The 18,165-nt window shown below is 73.6% G+C and carries 17 protein-coding genes; 4 read left to right on the forward strand and 13 right to left on the reverse strand.

The window, feature by feature from the left end; genetic code table 11:
• Positions 1–14 precede the first annotated feature (14 nt).
• Positions 15–1,634 (reverse strand): MFS transporter, encoded by a 1,620-nt coding sequence (locus ABTW95_RS28625; protein ID WP_500227891.1) that lies wholly within the window; start codon positions 1,632–1,634, stop codon positions 15–17.
• Between the two features lie 153 nt (positions 1,635–1,787).
• Here ABTW95_RS28625 and ABTW95_RS28630 point away from each other — a divergent pair, with 153 nt between their 5' ends.
• Both ABTW95_RS28630 and gad read left to right on the forward strand, forming a co-directional pair.
• A complete protein-coding gene (locus tag ABTW95_RS28630) occupies positions 1,788–2,459 on the forward strand; it encodes a TetR family transcriptional regulator (RefSeq protein WP_396447346.1) in 672 nt (223 codons plus the stop codon).
• Positions 2,460–2,549: 90 nt separating this feature from the next.
• Positions 2,550–3,977 (forward strand): glutamate decarboxylase, encoded by a 1,428-nt coding sequence (gene gad, locus ABTW95_RS28635; RefSeq protein WP_396447345.1) that lies wholly within the window; start codon positions 2,550–2,552, stop codon positions 3,975–3,977.
• A 3-nt stretch (positions 3,978–3,980) separates the two neighbouring features.
• Here the strand turns inward: gad and ABTW95_RS28640 are convergent, their stop codons facing one another.
• From ABTW95_RS28640 to ABTW95_RS28650, 3 genes are read right to left on the reverse strand one after another with little or no spacing between them, the layout of a single operon-like run.
• Entirely contained in the window at positions 3,981–5,153 is a 1,173-nt protein-coding gene (locus tag ABTW95_RS28640; protein ID WP_396447344.1) for an acyl-CoA dehydrogenase family protein, read from the reverse strand.
• On the reverse strand, positions 5,154–6,260 hold the full coding sequence (locus tag ABTW95_RS28645) for an acyl-CoA dehydrogenase family protein (protein WP_500227892.1): 1,107 nt from the start codon (positions 6,258–6,260) through the stop codon (positions 5,154–5,156).
• Positions 6,261–6,395, reverse strand: coding sequence for a hypothetical protein (locus ABTW95_RS28650; RefSeq protein ID WP_500227893.1), 135 nt, complete (start codon positions 6,393–6,395; stop codon positions 6,261–6,263). It lies immediately after the preceding gene.
• A 210-nt stretch (positions 6,396–6,605) separates the two neighbouring features.
• Between ABTW95_RS28650 and ABTW95_RS28655 the strand changes: the two genes are divergently transcribed.
• Positions 6,606–7,241: a TetR family transcriptional regulator gene (locus ABTW95_RS28655; protein WP_500227894.1), complete on the forward strand. Its 636-nt coding sequence runs from the start codon at positions 6,606–6,608 to the stop codon at positions 7,239–7,241.
• A gap of 91 nt (positions 7,242–7,332) precedes the next feature.
• Entirely contained in the window at positions 7,333–7,569 is a 237-nt protein-coding gene (locus tag ABTW95_RS28660; protein WP_396447341.1) for a DUF397 domain-containing protein, read from the forward strand.
• Positions 7,570–7,626: 57 nt separating this feature from the next.
• On the opposite strand, the gene ABTW95_RS28665 is transcribed toward ABTW95_RS28660, so the two are convergent.
• The 9 genes from ABTW95_RS28665 to pucL all read right to left on the reverse strand — a co-directional run bounded on the left by ABTW95_RS28665 (position 7,627) and on the right by pucL (position 18,160).
• Positions 7,627–8,970 (reverse strand): alpha/beta fold hydrolase, encoded by a 1,344-nt coding sequence (locus ABTW95_RS28665; protein ID WP_500227895.1) that lies wholly within the window; start codon positions 8,968–8,970, stop codon positions 7,627–7,629.
• 138 nt (positions 8,971–9,108) lie between these two features.
• Positions 9,109–10,122 carry an allantoicase gene (gene alc, locus ABTW95_RS28670; protein ID WP_500227896.1) on the reverse strand — a complete coding sequence of 338 codons (1,014 nt, stop codon included), beginning with the start codon at positions 10,120–10,122 and terminating at the stop codon, positions 9,109–9,111.
• Complete coding sequence (allB, locus tag ABTW95_RS28675) at positions 10,119–11,438, reverse strand: allantoinase AllB (RefSeq protein ID WP_500227897.1); 1,320 nt, start codon at positions 11,436–11,438, stop codon at positions 10,119–10,121. The genes alc and allB overlap by 4 nt, the downstream gene beginning before the upstream one ends.
• Positions 11,423–12,241, reverse strand: coding sequence for a hydroxypyruvate isomerase family protein (locus ABTW95_RS28680; RefSeq protein ID WP_500227898.1), 819 nt, complete (start codon positions 12,239–12,241; stop codon positions 11,423–11,425). The genes allB and ABTW95_RS28680 overlap by 16 nt, the downstream gene beginning before the upstream one ends.
• The gene (gene pucD / locus ABTW95_RS28685) at positions 12,238–14,568 is read right to left on the reverse strand and encodes a xanthine dehydrogenase subunit D (protein ID WP_500227899.1); all 2,331 of its coding nucleotides are present in this window, start codon (positions 14,566–14,568) and stop codon (positions 12,238–12,240) included. Before pucD ends, ABTW95_RS28680 begins: the two co-directional genes overlap by 4 nt.
• Positions 14,568–15,920 carry an 8-oxoguanine deaminase gene (locus tag ABTW95_RS28690; RefSeq protein WP_500227900.1) on the reverse strand — a complete coding sequence of 451 codons (1,353 nt, stop codon included), beginning with the start codon at positions 15,918–15,920 and terminating at the stop codon, positions 14,568–14,570. Before ABTW95_RS28690 ends, pucD begins: the two co-directional genes overlap by 1 nt.
• Positions 15,917–16,408 carry a (2Fe-2S)-binding protein gene (locus ABTW95_RS28695; protein ID WP_396447334.1) on the reverse strand — a complete coding sequence of 164 codons (492 nt, stop codon included), beginning with the start codon at positions 16,406–16,408 and terminating at the stop codon, positions 15,917–15,919. The genes ABTW95_RS28690 and ABTW95_RS28695 overlap by 4 nt, the downstream gene beginning before the upstream one ends.
• A complete protein-coding gene (locus ABTW95_RS28700; protein WP_500227901.1) occupies positions 16,408–17,286 on the reverse strand; it encodes an FAD binding domain-containing protein in 879 nt (292 codons plus the stop codon). Before ABTW95_RS28700 ends, ABTW95_RS28695 begins: the two co-directional genes overlap by 1 nt.
• Before the next feature lie 13 nt (positions 17,287–17,299).
• Positions 17,300–18,160, reverse strand: coding sequence for a factor-independent urate hydroxylase (gene pucL / locus ABTW95_RS28705; protein ID WP_500227902.1), 861 nt, complete (start codon positions 18,158–18,160; stop codon positions 17,300–17,302).
• Positions 18,161–18,165: the final 5 nt, after the last annotated feature.

Below are 18,165 nucleotides of genomic sequence, written 5' to 3' on the forward strand. Positions count from 1 at the left end.
CTAACCCGGCCCGGTCAGGCGGCCGCGGCTCCGTCCACCGGGGTGTTGCCGCGCCGCACGAGCAGGGCCGCGAGGACCGCGGCGAGCGCGACCGCCGCCGCGACGGTGAGGGACTCCTGGAAGCCGTCCATGAACGCGAGGTGGCTTCCGGTGGTGATGGCGTCCGCGGCCGGGTCCGGCGTGCCGGGCGGGACGGGCGCGACGCCCTGCGACACGAGCCCGCCCGCGCCTTCGAGCCGATGCGCCGCCGGCGCCGGGACCCCCGCGTCGGTCAGCCGCCCGAACAGCACGTCGCCGACCTTGGTGGACAGCAGCACGCCGAGCACCGAGGTGCCGAGGACGCCGCCGACCTGCGAGGCGGTCTGCTGCAGGCCGCCCGCGACGCCCGCGAGGTGCGCGGGCGCGTTGCCCACGATGGCCTCCGTCCCGGCGACGATGATCATCCCGAACGCCAGGCCGACCAGCACGAACCACGGCCAGAGCTGCACGTAGGGGGCCTCCACCCCGATGCGGGACAGGCCGAACATGGCGACCGCGGTGAACACCATCCCGAGGACGAGCGGCGGACGCGGGCCGAACCGGCTGGTCAGCGCGCCCGCGATCGGGGACGCGACGATGAACACGCCGGTCATCGGCAGCATCCGGACGCCGGCGTCCACCGGGCTCATCCCGTGGACCTGCTGCAGGTAGAGGGTGATGAAGAAGATCGTCCCGAACATCGCGAAGAAGCCGAGGACGATGAGCCCGGTCGCCGCCGACAGCGACACCGAGCGGAACAGCCCGAGCGGCAGCAGCGGGCGCTCGACCCGCAGCTCGTTTCGCACGAACGCGGCGAACAGCACGGCGGACACGGCGAACGACACCAGCGGGACGGCGTCCCCGAACCCGTCCTCGCCGGCCTTGATGAGGCCCCAGACCAGGGCGAACAGCGCGCCGGTGAGCAGCGCGACGCCGGGCAGGTCGAACGAGCCGGCGCCCTCCTCGTCGCGCGACTCGCGGATCACCCACAGGCCGACCAGCAGCGCGACCACGCCGAGCGGGGCGTTGAGGAAGAACACCGACTCCCAGTTGACGTTCTCGACCAGCAGCCCGGCGACGATCGGCCCGCCCGCGATCGAGATGCCGACCGTGGAGCCCCAGATGCCGATCGCGGCGTTCAGCCGCTCGGCGGGGAAGGTGTTGCGCAGGATGGCGAGGCTGGCGGGCTGCAGCAGCGCGCCCGCGAAGCCCTGCAGCACGCGCCAGAAGATCACCATGCCGAGCCCGCCGGACAGCCCGATGAGCAGCGACGACACGGCGAACCCGAGCACGCCGGCGAGGAACGTGCGCTTGCGCCCGAACCGGTCGGCGATCTTCCCGGCGGGGATCAGCGTGACGGCCAGCGCCAGCAGGTAGGCGTTGGTCACCCACTGCAGGCCGGACAGGCTCGCGCCGAGGTCCGCGGCGATCGCGGGGTTGGCGATGGACACGACGGTCGCGTCCAGGCCGACCATCATCACGCCGAGCGCGACGGCGACGAGGGTGAGCCAGGGATGCCCGTGGCCCGGTCTCGACGGCCGCCCGCGCGCCTTGCCGCGCGGCGGGACGTTGACGGCGCCGGGTTCGAGGATGTCGGCGCCCTGCGAATGACTCATGTTTTCGAACCTCCGAATTGGCAGGGCTTCAAAGTGTCATGTGATGACACTTGTCGTCAACTGCCTGAGGTCATCCGGAGACAGGATTCAGCTTATGACGGAATTCATCCGCTGCCACTTGGCGCGCGTTCACCCGGTGGTTACACTGCGCCCATGACCGCGACCGCCCCCGAGACCGGCACGTCCGGTCCCGGACCCCAGCCCCCGGGCAGGCGCGAACGCAAGAAGCAGCGCACCCGTGAGGCGCTCATCGACGCCGCGTTCACCCTCTTCGCCGAGAAGGGGTTCGACGCGACCACCGTCGAGGAGATCGCCGACGCCGTGGACGTCTCGTCCCGCACGTTCTTCCGCTACTTCGCCTCGAAGGAGGACGTCGCCCTCACCTTCCAGGAGGAGCAGGTCCGGGCCGTGACGGAGATGCTGGCCGCCCGGCCGCCCGACGAGCCGATCATGACCGCGCTGCGCCGCACCGTGGTGGAGATCGCCCGCGCCTGCGAGGCGGGCGAGCTCGGCTTCGACCCCGGCCGCTTCCAGTGCATGCTGTCCATGGTGAAGGACAGCCCCACCCTGCTGGCGGGCAGCCTGGAGCACGCGCAGCGCAAGCAGGCGCTGCTGACCGAGGTCGTCGCGCGGCGGATGGGCCTCGACCCCGACGCCGACCTGCGCCCGCACGTCGTCGCCGCCGCGGCCCACTGCGGTTTCCAGGCCGCCGCCGACGCCGCCGACCGCATGGGCGGCACGTTCGGCTCGCTCTCCGAGGCGGTCGACCAGGCGTTCGCCCTCCTGGAGAAGGGCCTGAACGAGCCCGTGCGGCCGGCGGAGTGAGCGGGCCCGCCGCGAAGGCCGCCTGAGCGGTGCCTCCCCGGGACCCGCGGCGTCCGGTGTGGCGCGGGGCGGCGGGGGTAGGGCCGCGGCATGGCACTGAAGCACCCCCGCGCCGACCGGGAGGGCGGCCGCGACCTGGAGATCAACCCGATCTTCAGCCGGGAGCCGCTGACGATCCCCCGGTACGCGCTGCCCGCCGGCGAGCTCGACCCCGGCACCGCGTACCAGATCGTCCACGACGAGCTGATGCTGGACGGCAACGCCCGGCTGAACCTCGCGACGTTCGTGTCGACGTGGGCGGAGCCGGAGGCGGCGCGGCTGATGGCCGAGTGCGCCGACAAGAACATGATCGACAAGGACGAGTACCCGCGCACCGCCGAGCTGGAGGCGCGCTGCGTGCACATGCTCGCCCGGCTCTGGCACGCCCCGGACCCGCGCCGCGCGGTGGGCTGCTCGACGACCGGGTCCAGCGAGGCGGCGATGCTCGGCGGCCTCGCGCTGAAGCGCCGCTGGCGGGCGCGGCGGCGGGCCGCGGGGAGGCCGGCGGACCGGCCCAACCTCGTCATGGGCGTCAACGTGCAGATCTGCTGGGAGAAGTTCGCGAACTACTTCGAGGTCGAGCCCCGCTACGTGCCGATGGAGGGCGAGCGCTACCACCTCGGCGCGCGGGAGGCCGTCGAGCTGTGCGACGAGAACACCATCGGCGTCGTCGCCGTCCTCGGGTCCACGTTCGACGGGAGCTACGAACCCGTCGCCGAGATCGCGGCCGCGCTCGACGACCTGGAGGAGCGCACCGGCCTGGACGTGCCGGTCCACGTGGACGGCGCGTCCGGCGCGATGGTGGCGCCGTTCCTCGACCCGGACCTGGCCTGGGACTTCCGGCTGCCGCGGGTCGCGTCCATCAACACGTCCGGCCACAAGTACGGGCTGGTCATGCCGGGCGTGGGCTGGGCGCTCTGGCGGGACGAGGACGCCCTGCCGGACGACCTCGTCTTCCGCGTCAACTACCTCGGCGGGGACATGCCGACGTTCGCGCTGAACTTCTCCCGCCCCGGCGCGCAGGTCGTCGCCCAGTACTACAACTTCCTGCGGCTCGGCTTCGACGGGTACCGCCGCGTCCAGCGGACGTGCCGGGACGTCGCGACCCGGCTGGCCGCCGAGATCGGGCGGCTCGGCCCGTTCGACCCGCTCACCGGCGGCTCCGGCATCCCCGCGTTCGCGTTCCGGGTGCGCGAGGACGTCCGCGCGTTCACGGTGTTCGACGTGTCGGCCGCGCTGCGCGAGTCGGGGTGGCTCGTCCCCGCCTACACCTTCCCGGAGAACCGCACCGACCTCGCCGTCCTGCGCGTGGTGGTGCGCAACGGCTTCGGGCACGACCTCGCCGACCTGTTCCTGGACGACCTGCGCCGCGTCCTGCGCCGGCTGGAGGCCCAGCGCGGACCCCGGCGGAGCCCGGACGAGGCGACCGGCTTCGCCCACGGCGCCGAGCCGAAGAGGACCCGGCCGGGCGGGCGCTGACGGTCAGCGCGGGGCGCGCGGGAGGCCGAGGCCGATCATGGCGATCAGCTCGCGCTGGATCTCGTTGACGCCGCCGCCGAACGTGAGCACCAGCGCGCCCTTGGCGAGCCGGTCGGCCGACGCCATGAAGTCCGCCGTCTCCGGGTCGGCGGGGTCGCCGTAGCGGGCGAGGACGTCGCCGACGATGCGGCCGACCTCCTGCATCCGCTCCGAGGAGTAGATCTTCGTCGCGGACGCGTCGGCCGCGCCGAGCCAGCCGAGGTCCTGGTTCGCGGCGACCTGCCAGTTGAGGATCTCGTTGACGCGCAGGTAGGCGTGCACCCGGGCGAGCGCCCGGCGGACGGCGGGCTCCTCGATCAGCGGCCGCCCGTCCCGGCCGGGGGTCTCGCGGGCCCAGCGCTCGAACCGGATGCGCGTGTGCCCGATGTTGCCGGCCGGGCCGAGCGTGACCCGCTCGTGGTTGAGCTGGTTGACGATGAGGTCCCAGCCCTTGTTCTCCTCGCCGATCAGCATGTCGGCCGGGACGCGGACGTCCTGGAAGTACGTCGAGTTGGTGTGGTGCGCGCCGTCCATCGTGATGATCGGCGTCCAGGAGAAGCCGGGGTCCTTGCAGTCCACGATGAACATCGAGATGCCCTTGTGCTTCTTCGCGGACGGGTCGGTGCGGGCCGCGAGCCACACGTAGTCGGCGTAGTGCGCGCCGGACGTGAAGATCTTCTGGCCGTTCACGACGTAGTGGTCGCCGTCCCGCACCGCGGTGGTGCGCAGCGCGGCGAGGTCGGTGCCGGCGCCCGGCTCGCTGTAGCCGATCGCGAAGTGGCACTCCCCCGCGAGGATCCGCGGGATGAAGAACTCCTTGTGCGCCTCCGACCCGTACTGCAGGATCGTCGGCGCGACCGAGTTCAGCGTGATCAGCGGGTAGGTGACCTCGGCGCGCGCGATCTCGTTCGCGAAGATCGTCTGCTCGACGGGGCCGTAGCCGCGGCCGCCGTACTCCTTCGGCAGCGCGACGCCGAGCATCCCGTCCCGGCCGAGGCGCCTGCAGTGCTCCATGTAGGCGGGGCCGAACGGGTCGGCGGCGATGGCGGCGCGCTGCTCGGCGGTCAGGCAGTTCTCGAAGTACTCGCGCAGCTCGGCGCGCAGCCTCTTCTGCTCGTCGGTCAGGTCGATGAACATTCAGTCCTCCTGGGCGATGAGCGCGCCGAGCGCGTCGAGCCGGTCTTCCGCGCCGCCGAGAAGGTGCCCGCAGTGCTTGCCCCAGGCGAAGTAGCGGTGCAGCGGGTAGGTGACGTCCAGGCCGATGCCGCCGTGCAGGTGCTGGCAGGTGTAGAGGGCCCTGATGACGGGGTCGCACGCGTTGTAGGACGCGACGGTGAGGACCTCCTCGGCGTCGTCCGCGCCCTGCGCGAGCCGCCAGACGCCCGCCCAGACGGCGACGTCCAGCGCGCGCTTGGCGATGTAGACGTCGCCGATCTGCATCGTGACGGCCTGGAACTGCGCGAGCGCCCGGTCGAACTGCTCGCGGGTCTTGGTGTACTCCTTGGTCAGTTCGAGCGCGCCCTCGATGACGCCGGAGGAGATCGCGACCGCGCCGGCGACGGCCGAGCGGCGCAGGGTGTCCCAGGCGGCGCCGTCGGCCGCGCCGCCGAGCAGCGCGCCGGCGCCGGCCCTCGCGCCGTCCAGCGCCACGCGCGACAGCGGCTCGCCGGTCGCCGACGGCTGCGCGGTGATCGTCACGGCGGACGGCTCGACCAGGAAGACCCCGACGCCCTCGCCCTCGACGCGGGCGGGCACGAGGATCAGCGACGCCTCCCGCGCATACGGGACGAACGTCTTCACGCCGTCGAGGACGTAGCCGGCGCCGTCCCTGCGGGCCGTCGCCGCGACCTCGCCCGCCGGGCCGGGCTCGCGGTACGCGCCGGTCAGGATCGTCGCGCCCTCGGTCAGCGGGGCGAGCAGGGCGCGCTGCTCCGCCGTCCCGTGCGCGGTGATCGGGACCGCCGCGAGCGCCAGCGACGCGTACGCCGGGACGGGGGCGACGTGCCGGCCGACCTCCCGCAGGATCACCGCCAGCTCGACCGGGCCGAGCCCGGCGCCGCCCAAGTCCTCCGGCAGGACGATCCCCAGCAGGCCCGCCTGGGCGAGGGCCTTCCAGGCGGCCTCGTCGTAGGGGGCGCCGCTCTTCTCGAACGCCTCCAGCCGCTCCTGCGCGGCCTCGCGCGCGAGCACTCCGGCGGCGAGGCCCTTGATCTCTTGCTGGGTCTCGTCGAGGTTGAAGTCCACTCATCCGCTCCCTTCCAGGAGGTGCAGCCGGCCGCGCCGTCCGAACCCGGCCCGCGGGCCGGGCCGGTCGTCGTCCGCTCTCGCCTCCAGCAGCGCCGCGACGCTCGTCATGCCCACCTCCCGGGACGCGCCCACGGCGAAAAAGTAGAACAGATTCTACTCAGTGTCCAGAGACCGGCCGGTGCGCGTGGGCAACCCGAATCCGCTGGCTTGTCAGGGTCCAGCGCCGGGTAAGAGTGCACTGGAGGCGGCCGTCATCGGCAAATCAGATAACACGTTCTCGCAAAGCGGTACGCTTGGGGGGACGCGCCGGGCGACCGGGCCCGCACAGAAGGGATGGCGACCGTGACCGCAGAGCCGACAGTGACCGGGGACGAGACCCGGAGTCAGCCGGCGGGACAGGCGGCCGGGCAGGGCGTGCGCTCCCGCAGCCAGCACCAACGGCGCAAGCGTATCGTCCAGGCGGCCGCGGCGCTCGCGTCTCGCGGCGGGATCGAGGCGATGCAGATGCGCACCGTCTCCGAGAGGGCCGGGGTCGCGCTCGGCACGCTCTACCGCTACTTCCCGTCCAAGATGGACCTGGTCGTCGCCGTCGTCAGCGAGGAGCTCGACCTCCTCGAAGGCAGCATCGAGCGCCGCCCGCCCCGCGGCGGCTCCGCGCCCGAGCGGGCGGTCGAGGTGCTGATGCGCGCCACCCGCGGCCTCATGCGCGAGCCCGAGCTGGCGGAGGCGCTGATCCGCTCCCTGCTCCTGTCGGACGTCAAGACCGACTTCGGCGAGCGGATGAGCGGGCTGCTGCTGCGCGCCGCGTCCGGCCCGCCGGAGGACATCCCCGCCGACGACCCGCGCCGCCTGGTGTCCCGCGCGCTGTCCGGCATCTGGACCATGGAGATGATCGAGATGCTGCGCGGCAACGCCACCATCGAGGAGATCCAGTCCCGCCTGGAGATCACCGCGGCGCGCCTGCTCATCGACCCCTGACGCGCGGGGCGCCGGGGTCGCTTTCCCCGATGGCGCGGCACCTTTCGCACTAGCCTTGACCCGACAGAGCCGGGACGAAGAAGGTGTGCCAGTGACCGAGCAGGAACCGATCCTCAGCGACGGGGTCATCATCGAGTTCATCGATGGCAAGGACGTCCCCGTCCAGCACAAGGATTTCGGTGAGCGGGCCGTCGTGATGCGCGACGCCAAGAACCCCGAGGGGCCGATCCTCTACTTCACCGAGGCCGAGTGGGACGCCTTCATCGCGGGCGTCAAGGACGGCGAGTTCGACGACCTCCTGGAGGAGGATCCCACCGAGGCTTCCTGACCTGCCCGCGGCGACGCCCCCGGCCGCGTGCCGGGGGCGTTCCGTTTTCCGGCGCGGTCAGGGGTGCGACGGCTGCACGACCAGCGGGGCCGGGCGGTAGCGGACGAAGGCGGAGGAGTCGAGAGAGAGGGACGCGGCCGCCTTGTTGAGGGACTCGGCGGTCGTGCCGGGCCAGTGGCGGGTCTTCACGCGCTTCTCCAGCGCCTGGAGGGACGCCACGTATTCGGACGCGGTGAAGTTGCAGTGGCCGATCCGGTGCACGTACGCCTGGCGCAGCAGCGGGGCCCGGCGGGCGGCGCGGACGGCCGCGGCGTACTCGTTCTCGTGCTCGACGGGGACGAGCTGGTCGGAGATCGTGTGGATGGTGAGGGTCGGGACGGCCAGGCGCCCGGTGGGCTCCGAGGTGCGGGTCATCCAGGCGAGGGGGCCGGGCTCGACCCGTTTGTCCGCGGTCGCGGTGAGCTCGGCGAGGTCGGCCTTCAGATTCAGGCCGGCCTGCCGGTAGAGGGTCTTGACCTGGCGCAGGTTGGCGGACCTGCGGAGCAGGCGCGCGTAGTCCAGCCCCTTGTTCCATGCGCTGTCGCCGCCGGCGGCCTGCTCGATCGAGTACCGGCCGCTGAAGATGAAGCCCAGGACGCCCGAGGTGAGCCACTGGTACTGCTGGACTTCCTGGGCCGCGGCGTCGCGGCGGGGCGGCGGGGCGTCGCCCGAGAACCAGGACGACTGGTTGAGGAACGCCGAGGCGAGGGCGATGCGGGCACGGCCCGCCGGGGTGGCCTGGGCGTCGTTCACGGCCTGGGCGAGCTGGGCGCCGGCGACGATGCCGTCGAGGGCGGACGTGTAGCCGGTGAGCCGGATGTCCTGGGACGGGGCGAGGAGCGTCGCGATGGCGTGGCCCGCGTTGAGCTGGTAGTTGTTCAGGTCGACGCCGCCGCCGACGATGCCGCAGGTGGTGAGGACGCCGTCCACGGCGCGGGTCTCGGCGAGCTCGGCGCTGACGAGGCCGCCCATGGACTGGCCGAGCGCGAGGGTGGTGCGCGGCCTTCCGATGATCTTCGAGACGGCCGCGCCGGTCGCGATCTGGTCGCGGACGGCGCTGCCCAGCGCCCAGAGGGAGCCGTCCGGGTCGTAGGACGAGCCGGCGAGCGCGTAGCCGCGGTCGAGCAGCGCCTGCCCGGCGGCCTCGCTCGGGCGGTTCGCGGGGGCGAGCGACCCGAAGCCGTGGCTGAACAGGATGAGCGTGCCGTTCCACCGCGCGGGGACGTCGGCGATCCAGGTGGCGCCGTCGGGGAGGGTTCCGGTGTAGTGCGCGGGGTCCGCGGACGCGTGGGCGGCCGCCGGTACGAGGGCCGCGGGCAGCGCCAGCACGGCGGCGAGCGCACCTGCCTGGAGTCGTTTCATGGGGGTTCCTCCGGGGCCGGTTGCTTGCGTAACGCCTGATAAACGGGCGTCATGATTTTGTCGAGCATTCCGGGAGGCGGGCGAGGAGAGGAGATCGGTGGTGGGGTGCTCAGAATGTAGGCAGATTTCTGGCGGCGGTCAATGCTCTGCCGAATGTTGGGTGAGGGCGTCCCAGCGGGCGGAAAGCTCCCGCATCCCGTCCGGGGTCAGGTCGCCGAGGAGGCGCAGGCGGGCGAGGCCGCCGTCCGGGTGGATGTCCAGCCGGACGTGCGTGACCTCCGGCGATGTCAGGCGGAACCGGTGCCGGGTGTCGGGCAGGAGACCGGTACGGGGCAGCAGGGGGCGCCACGCGCCGCGGGCGGCGGTGCGGGCGTCGAGGCCCTGCAGCTCGGCGGCGGCGGGCGCGTTGAACTTCAGGTTGGCGGTGTCGATCTCGGCGAGCCTGATGACGCCGGGCGCGGCGAGCCGGATCACCGCCCAGTCGTGCCCGCCGTCGCGGCGGCGGGCCGTCTCCCAGCCTTCGGCCTGGTTGCGGGCGAGGCCGGGGAACAGCATGTTGTCGGGCGAGGAGTAGAACTCGTCCGAGCACTCGACGACGCGGGCGCCGTTCTCCAGGGCGGCCAGGTCGACGGTCAGGCCGGCCAGGACGCGGGGATCGGGGACGACGTCGCCGTGGACGCGGAGCCGGGCGATGCCGCCGTCCGGGAACATGTTCAGCCGGACGTGCGTGAACAGGCGCTCGGCCCGCACCGGGAAGGGGTGAGCGGTGTTCCCCTTCAGCGGGCTCTCCGGGACGATCTCCACCCAGTCGGCGCCGGAGAGGTCGGCGGGGTAGCCGTCCACGGCGCACGCCTCGACGGACGCGCGCGGCGGGTAGTTGCCCGTGAACCACGCCGTGTCGATCACGACGCCGCGGACGACGCCGGGCATGCCGAGCCTGATCAGCGCCCAGTCGTGGCCGCCGCCGCGGCGGCGGGCCGTCTCCCAGCCGTCGTACACCTGCCCCTTCGGCCCGAACGTCTCCGGGGAGAACGCCGGCGCCCACGGGTTGATCAGGTTCTCCTTCTCGGCGAAGGACTCGTCGCTCGCGGCGACGACCGACCCGCCGAGGGTGCGGACGGCCAGGTCGGGCAGGGACGTGAACTCGGTCATCGCGCCTCCCGGGCGAGCAGCCGGCCCGCGGGCCGCTCTCCGGCGCGGACGCCGCGCAGCCACGTGGCCCGGACGGCGCCGGTCAGCGTCCGGCCCCCGTACGGGGTGACGGGGTGCCGGTGGTGGAGCGCCGCCGGGTCGACGGTGAACGTCTCGTCCGGCGCGAAGGCGACCAGGTCGGCGTCGTTGCCGACGGCGATGCCGCCCTTGCCGGGGACGGCGGCCAGGGCCGCGGGAGCCTCCGACATCCAGCGGACGACCTCGGCCAGGCCGTGCCCGCGCTCGCGCGCGGCCGTCCACACGACGGAGAGCCCCAGCTGGAGGGACGAGATGCCGCCCCACGCGGTCGCGAAGCCGCCGCGTTTCAGCTCGGGCGTGCACGGCGAGTGGTCGGTGACGACGCACGAGATCACGCCCGACGCCAGCCCCTGCCAGAGCAGTTCGCGGTTGGCGGCGTCGCGGACGGGCGGGCAGCACTTGTACGCGGTCGCCGCGGAGGTCTGGTGGGCGGGGACGTCCTCGGCGGAGAGGGTCAGGTAGTGCGGGCAGGTCTCCGCGGTGACCGGGATCCCGTCCGCCTGCGCCTTCGCGAGGACCTCCAGGCAGCCGGCGGCGGACAGGTGCAGGATGTGGGCGCGCACGCCGGTCTCCTCCGCGAGCCGGACGACCCGCTCGACGGCCCGCCGCTCGGCGGCCGGGGGCCGCGACGCCAGGAACTCCGGGTACCCGCCGCCGGACGGCGCGCTCAGCGCGGCCGGGTCCTCGGCGTGGACGACGACCAGCCCGCCGAACGCGGCGATCTCCCGGAACGCCGCCCGCATCTCCGCGGGCGCGAGCGGCGGGAACTCCGGGACGCCCGAGTCGGACGCGAAGCACTTGAACCCGAAGACGCCGAGGTCGTGCAGGGGGCGCAGGGACGCCGCGTTACCCGGGACCGCGCCGCCCCAGAACCCGACGTCCACGGCGCACGCGCCCTCCGCGGCCTCCCGCTTGGCGGCGAGCGCGGCCGGGTCGACGGTCGGCGGCAGCGAGTTGAGCGGCATGTCGATGAGCGCGGTGACGCCGCCGGCCGCGGCGGCGCGCGTCGCGGTGGCGAACCCCTCCCATTCGGTGCGGCCGGGCTCGTTGACGTGGACGTGCGTGTCGACCAGGCCGGGCAGCAGCGCGACGTCCCCGAGGTCGACCGACTCGGCCGCCCGGGCGTCGGTCCGGTAGCCGGAGATCGCGGTGATGCGGCCGCCGCGGACGGAGACGGCGGCGGGGCGCTCGCCGTCCGGCAGCACGGCCCGGCGGGACCGGATCAGGAGGTCGTCCACGCGAACTCCTCCGAAGACGGGCCCTGCGGCACGTATTCGAGCGAGATCCGCCCGCCGTACCCGATCTCGTCGAGGACGGCGAAGACGCGGTCGAAGTCGATGGCGCCGGTGCCGGGACGCCCGCGCCCGGGCGCGTCGGCGATCTGGACGTGCCCGATGTCGGCGGCGTGGTCCCGCGCGGCCCTCTCCAGGTCGTCGCCGTTCGCGGCCAGGTGGAAGGTGTCGTACAGGAACCGGACGTTCCGGGCGCCCCGCGCGCGGACGCGCCCCAGCACCTCGGCGACGTCGGCGGCCGTCTCCAGCGGGTACGCGCCGTTGAGCCCGCGCGCCAGCGGCTCGACCAGCAGCGTCCCGCCGAACTCGGCGACCCGCCCGGCGGCGTGGACGAGCCGCTCGGCCGCCACCCGGTCCTGGTCGGCCGGGTCGGCGCCGTCGAGCCGCTGCCCGTAGAGGGCGTTGAACGACCGGGTGCCCAGGCGCCCGGCGATCCGGACCAGCACGTCGAGGCCGCGGTGGAACTCCTCACCGCGGGACGGATCGGACAGCACACCGCGATCCCCCGCCGCCATGTCGCCCGCGTAGAGGTTGAGCGCGGCGAGCCGCACCCCGGCGTCCTCGATCGCCGCGCAGAACGCGCCGACGTCCGCGTCGGCCGGCGCCGGCTCGCCGTTCCACGGCCACCAGAACTCGACCTCCTCGAACCCCGCCGCCCGCGCCGCCGCCGCCCGCGCCGCCGCCGGCCGCTCCAGCAGCGGCAGCTCGGTGAACAGGATCGAGCAGTTGACCACGAACCGGCGCGTCATGGCTCCCCTCGGACGATGTGCTCGGGGCGGACGGGGACGCGCGTGAGGGGGCGGCCGGTGGCGGCGCGGATCGCGGCGACGATCGCCGGGGTGGAGGAGAGCGTCGGCGGCTCGCCGGCGCCGCGGAGGCCGTAGGGGGCCTCGGGGTCGGGGTTCTCCAGGATCTCCAGCCGCATGGGCGGCATGTCGAGGATGGTGGGGATCAGGTAGTCGGTGAACGACGGGTTGCGGACGAGTCCGTCCGACACGACGATCTCCTCCATCACGGCGAGGCCGAGTCCCTGCGCGGAGCCGCCGTGGATCTGGCCCTCCAGCGACAGCCGGTTGATGATCCTACCGACGTCCTGCACGGCGGCCAGCTCGACGACCTTGACGAGCCCGAGGTCGACGTCCACGTCGACGACGGCCCGGTGGACGCACAGGGCGAGCTGGGTGTGGCTGCGGCCCTGCCCGGTGACCGGGTCCATCCGCGCGGTGGGGCGGTGGTGGTATTCGCGGGTCTCCTCGATGACCTCGGAGCCGAGGACGTCCTCGACGGCGCCGAGCACGCCGGCCGCCCGCGAGACGATCTTCCCGCCGGCGACGTCGAGGTCGCCGCGGCCGTAGCGGCGCTCCGCGAGCGCGAGGAGCCGGGCCCGCACCGCCTCGCAGGCCGCCTTCACCGCGCCGCCCGTCATGTACGTCTGGCGGGACGCGCTGGACGAGCCCGCGTCGCCGACCCCGTTGTCCGCCGGGGCGATCGTGACCTTCTGGACGCCCAGCTCCGTCCGCGCGACCTGCGCCTGGACCGTGACGAGCCCCTGCCCGACCTCCGCCGCGGCCGTGTGGACGAGCGCCGTGGCCTCCCCGCCGATGACCTCCAGCCGGACGCGGGCCGTGGACATGTCGTCGAAGCCCTCGGAGAAGCAGATGTTCTTGATCCCGACGCCGTAGCCGACGCCGCGCACGACGCCCTCGCCGTGCGTCGTCTGCGACACGCCGCCGGGCAGGTTCCGGAGGTCGGCCGGGTCCGCCTCGGCGGGCATGGGCATCGCCTCAAGGCGGGTCAGCATCTCGGCGAGCGGCGCCGGCGACTCGATGACCTGGCCCGTCGCGAGCTTCGACCCCTGCGTGACGGCGTTGCGGCGGCGGATCTCCAGCGGGCCGAGGCCGCATGCGTCGCCGAGCCTGTCCATCATCGACTCGTAGGCGAAGCACGCCTGCACGGCGCCGAACCCGCGCATCGCCCCGCACGGAGGGTTGTTGGTGTAGACGCCGTACGCGTCGATCCTGATGTTGGGGATCTCGTACGGCCCGACGCCCAGCGAGGCCGCGTTGCCGACCACGTTGATGGTGGACGACGTGTAGGCGCCGCCGTCCAGGATGATCTCGACGTCGGCGTAGAGCAGCCGGCCGTCGGCCGCGGCGCCGTACTCGTACCGCATCTTGGCGGGATGCCGGTGCACGTGCCCGAAGAACGACTCGTACCGGTTGTACGACATCTTCACGGGCCTGCCGGTGTGCAGAGCGAGCATGCCCGCGTGGATCTGCATCGACAGGTCCTCGCGCCCGCCGAACGCGCCGCCGACGCCCGCGAGCGTCATGTGCACCTGGTCCTCGGCGAGGCCCAGGCAGGGCGCGATCTGCTTGAGGTCGTTGTGGATCCACTGGGTGGAGACGTACAGGTCGACGCCGCCGTCCTCCGACGGGATCGCCAGGCCCGACTCGGGGCCGAGGAACGCCTGGTCCTGGATGCCCACCTCGTACTCGCCGGTGACGACCACGCCGGCGCCGGGCTTCGCGGCGTCCACGTCCCCGACGCGGACGGGCTGGTACCGGGTGATGCCTCCCCGGTCCTGCACCTTCAGCCGCTCGGGGTCGGCGATCACGGCGCGCGGATCGGTGACCGGCTCCAGCACCACGTACTCGACGGCGATCCGCTCCATCGCCCGGCGCGCGGTCTCCGGATGGTCGGCGGCGACCAGCGCGACCGGTTCGCCCTGGTAGCGGACCTGGTCGATCGCGAGGACGGGCTGGTCCTCGGTGTGGTCGATGCCGAACATCTTGCGGCCCGGCACGTCCTCGTGGGTCAGGACGGCCCGGACGCCGGGCAGCGCCAGCGCCGGCCCGATGTCGACCGACCGGATGAGCGCCCTGGGGTGCGGGCTGCGCAGCGTCGCGCCCCACAGCATGCCGTCCATCCACAGGTCCGACGCGTAGGCGAACTCGCCCGCGACCTTGAGGACGCCGTCCGGGCGCAGCGGGCTCTCCCCGACCCCGCCGATGCCCGGCGCGGCCACGTGCCCCGGGCTCTTCGCCGGGGACGCCCTGTCCAGCGGGGACGTCATCAGAGCACCTCCTCCGCGAGCCGCATGAGGCGGCGGTGGGCGGCCGCGCCGCGCCGCGCGGCCTCGTCCTGCGGGACGGTCACGAGGGCGTCGTCGTCCACGACGGTGCGCCCGCCGACGACGAGGCGCCGCAGCGGCGGGGTCGGGCCGAACGCGAACGCGACGACCGGGTCGTCGATCGCCGCCTGGAAGCCGTCCATCCGCCACAGCGCGACGTCGGCGAGCATGCCGGGTTCGAGGGAGCCGAGCTCGTCCTCGCGGCCGAGGCAGCGGGCGCCGCCGAGCGTCGCCATCTCCAGCGCCTGGCGGGCGGTGAGGGAGGCCGGGCCGTAGCGGGCGCGCTGCATGTAGAGGGCCTGGCGCAGCTCCCCCGCGAGCGGGACGAGCTCCGCGGACGCCGAGCCGTCCACGCCGAGCCCGACCGCCGCGCCCTCCGCGAGCAGGTCCGACACGCGGGCGATCCCGGCGCCGAGGCGGGCGTTCGAGCTGGGGCAGTGCGCGGTGCCGGTGCGGGTCTCGGCGAGCCGCTTGACGTCGGTGTCGTGCAGGTGGACGCAGTGCGCGAGCCACACGTCGGGGCCGAGCCACCCCATCGAGTCCATGTACTCGGTGGGCGTCATGCCGAACTGCTCCCGCGTGTGCTCCTCCTCGTCCAGCGTCTCCGCGAGGTGGGTGTGCAGGCGGACGCCCCTGTCGCGCGCGAGCCGCGCCGACTCGACCAGCAGGTCGCGGCTGACGGAGAACGGCGAGCAGGGGGCGACGGCGATCCGCAGCATCGAGCCGGGCGACGGGTCGTGGTACCGGTCGATCGCCTCCTCGGTGGCGGCGAGGACCGTGTCGAGGTCCTCGACGACCTCGTCCGGCGGCAGCCCGCCCTGCGACTCGCCGCGGTCCATCGAGCCGCGGCACGGGTGGAAGCGGACGCCGATCTCGCGCGCCGCCTCGATCTCGGCCGCGAACAGGTCGCCGCGCCCGCGCGGGAACAGGTAGTGGTGGTCGGTGGACGTGGTGCAGCCCGACTTGGCGAGCCAGCCCAGCCCGGCGGTCGCCGCGCCCGCGACGACTTCGGCGTCCATCTTCGACCAGGGCTTGTAGAGGGTGGTGAGCCACTCGAACAGCGTCCCGTCGGTGACCATGCCCTGGCTCGCCCACTGGTACAGGTGGTGGTGGGTGTTGACCAGGCCGGGGGTGGCGAGGCAGCCGCGCGCGTCGACGCGGTCGGGGTCGCCGGCCGCGGCGGCCGGGGCCGGCCCCGGGCCGACGGCCGCGATGCGGTCGCCGTCGATGACGATGTGGCCGTCCGGGTACTCGTCCCCGGAGACGGTGGCGACGTGCGCGTGCTCGATGATCATTCGGCGGCCTTCCGGCGGGCGGCGAGCCGCACCGCGTCCAGGATCTTCTCGTAGCCGGTGCAGCGGCACAGGTTCCCGGCGAGCGCCTCGCGGATCTCCGCGTCCGACGGCGCCGGGTTCCGCTCCAGCAGGTCGTGCGACTGGACGATCAGGCCGGGCGTGCAGAAACCGCACTGCACGGCGCCCGCCTCCACGAACGCCTCCTGGACGGGGTCGAGGCGCTGCTCGCCGTCCGCGGCGGGCGGGCCCCCGGCGAGGCCCTCGACGGTGACGACGTCGCGGCCCTCGGCCTGGCCCGCCGCGACCAGGCACGCGCACACCGGCACGCCGTCCAGGTAGACGGTGCAGGAGCCGCATTCACCCTGCTCGCAGGCGTTCTTCGAGCCGGGGAGGCCCATCCGCTCGCGCAGCATGTAGAGGAGGCTCTCGCCCTCCCACACGTCGTCCACGGCCTCCGCCGCGCCGTTCACGGTGACGTTCACGCGCATCAGGACGCCCTCCTTCCGGACGCTCCGGTCCTGTAGTCGTCCCAGGCCCAGGCCAGCGTGCGGCGCGCCATCACGGAGAGGGCGTGCCTGCGGTAGCCGCCGGTGCCCCGGACGTCGTCGATCGGGGACGCGGCCTCCGCGACCAGTTCCCCGAACCGCCGCCCGGCGGCCTCGGAGAGGGGGCGGCGGCCCTCCCAGTCGAGCTCGTGCGAGATGAAGGTCTCGGCCTCGGCGGCGCGGCGGGGCGTGGGCGCGGCGGAGCCGAGGCCGGTGCCGGCGCGGCGCTCCTCGGGGTGGAGGGCGAGCGCGAACGAGCAGACGGCGATCACCATCGCGTTCCTGGTGCCGATCTTGGAGAAGTACTGGGGGCCGGACGCGGGGACCGTCCAGAACGCGCGGATCAGCTCGTCCGGGGCGAGCGCGTTGCGCTTGACGCCGGTGAAGAAGGCGGCGGCGGGGATCATCCGGACGCCGCGCGCCGCCGACTCGACCTCGATGACGGCGTCCCCGGCCAGCAGCGGCGGATGGGCGTCCCCGGCGGGCGACGCGGCGCCGAGGTTGCCGCCGACCGTGCCGCGGTTGCGGATCTGCGGCGAGCCGACCGTGCGGGACGCCTGCGCGAGCCCCGGCAGGCGCCCGCCGAGCTCGGTGATCAGGCGCGCGTAGGGGACGCCGGCGCCGACGCGGAGCCGCCCGTCGGCCATGTCCCATTCGGCGAGGGAGCCGATGCGGGTCAGGTCGAGCAGCGCCTCGGGCCGGTCCCGGTCGAAGTTGATCTCGACCATGACGTCGGTGCCGCCCTGCACGGGCCGCGCGCCCGGCCGCCGCGCCTTGGCGTCGAGCGCGTCCTCCCAGGTCGGCGGTCGCAGGAAGTCCATGTCTGCGGTGTCCTCAGTTCCAGGCGGACGGGGCGGCGGGCGCGTCGTCGGTGAGCACCGTGCCCTCGATGAGCCCGTACGGGCGGTCCGCGGCGAAGTAGACCTCGTTGTCGTTCTTCAGGCCGAACGGCTCCAGATCGACCAGGAAGTGGTGCTTGTTGGGCATCGACAGCCTGACCTCGCAGATCTCGTCCCGTTCGGACAGGACGCGGCGCCCCATCTGGTACAGCGTCTGCTGGAGCGACAGGCTGTGCGTCTCGGCGAACGCCGCGAGCAGGGCGCCGCGGGCCGCGCGGTACGACTCGTCCCAGGGGGCCTCCGTGCCCCGGTGCCGCCACCGCGCGGTCACCGACGTGGCGAGGACGCGGTCGTCGGTCGGTTCCAGGGTCGTGTACTCGTCCCGCGCGAACCCGTGGAACTCGCTGCCGGTCGAGTTGAGGACGACGAGGTCGGTGAGGCCGGACACGACCGTCTCGGCCCGCTCGTCGCTGTGGATCAGCGCCGTCCTGACCTCGCCGCCGTCCCGGACGAACGAGTGCCCGCCCGTGATGCGGCTCCAGCCGTACTCGTGGATCTCCACGCGGGCATGGGCGACGGCGCGCTGCGACGCGACGAAGTGGCGGGCGAGCAGCAGGCCGAAGTCCTCGATCGCGCCGATGCCGTGCTTCTTGGCGAACGCGAACACGGTGTTCTTCTGGCTGTCGGTCGGCAGGACGGCCGAGTTGTCGCCGGTCAGATGCACGTCGTCCATCGCGCCGGACAGGGAGACGCTGACGTTGACGTCCTTGAGCCGATGGGTGCCGCCGTCCCGGGTCACGCGGACGACGCGGGTCTCCGCCTTCCCGTAGCGGTTGGGTCCGAGAACAATGGCCATCGCGG

The organism is Spirillospora sp. NPDC127506 (genome assembly GCF_040302145.1).
GTDB lineage: Bacteria > Actinomycetota > Actinomycetes > Streptosporangiales > Streptosporangiaceae > Spirillospora.

Coding starts and splice junctions, on each gene's coding strand:
- pucD (WP_500227899.1), bottom strand. CDS start 14,568: ATGACGTCCCCGCTGGACAGGGCGTCCCCGGCGAAGAGCCCGGGGCAC.
- ABTW95_RS28680 (WP_500227898.1), bottom strand. CDS start 12,241: ATGACGCGCCGGTTCGTGGTCAACTGCTCGATCCTGTTCACCGAGCTG.
- ABTW95_RS28625 (WP_500227891.1), bottom strand. CDS start 1,634: ATGAGTCATTCGCAGGGCGCCGACATCCTCGAACCCGGCGCCGTCAAC.
- ABTW95_RS28690 (WP_500227900.1), bottom strand. CDS start 15,920: ATGATCATCGAGCACGCGCACGTCGCCACCGTCTCCGGGGACGAGTAC.
- ABTW95_RS28640 (WP_396447344.1), bottom strand. CDS start 5,153: ATGTTCATCGACCTGACCGACGAGCAGAAGAGGCTGCGCGCCGAGCTG.
- ABTW95_RS28695 (WP_396447334.1), bottom strand. CDS start 16,408: ATGCGCGTGAACGTCACCGTGAACGGCGCGGCGGAGGCCGTGGACGAC.
- gad (WP_396447345.1), top strand. CDS start 2,550: ATGGCACTGAAGCACCCCCGCGCCGACCGGGAGGGCGGCCGCGACCTG.
- ABTW95_RS28700 (WP_500227901.1), bottom strand. CDS start 17,286: ATGGACTTCCTGCGACCGCCGACCTGGGAGGACGCGCTCGACGCCAAG.
- alc (WP_500227896.1), bottom strand. CDS start 10,122: ATGACCGAGTTCACGTCCCTGCCCGACCTGGCCGTCCGCACCCTCGGC.
- ABTW95_RS28630 (WP_396447346.1), top strand. CDS start 1,788: ATGACCGCGACCGCCCCCGAGACCGGCACGTCCGGTCCCGGACCCCAG.
- ABTW95_RS28665 (WP_500227895.1), bottom strand. CDS start 8,970: ATGAAACGACTCCAGGCAGGTGCGCTCGCCGCCGTGCTGGCGCTGCCC.
- pucL (WP_500227902.1), bottom strand. CDS start 18,160: ATGGCCATTGTTCTCGGACCCAACCGCTACGGGAAGGCGGAGACCCGC.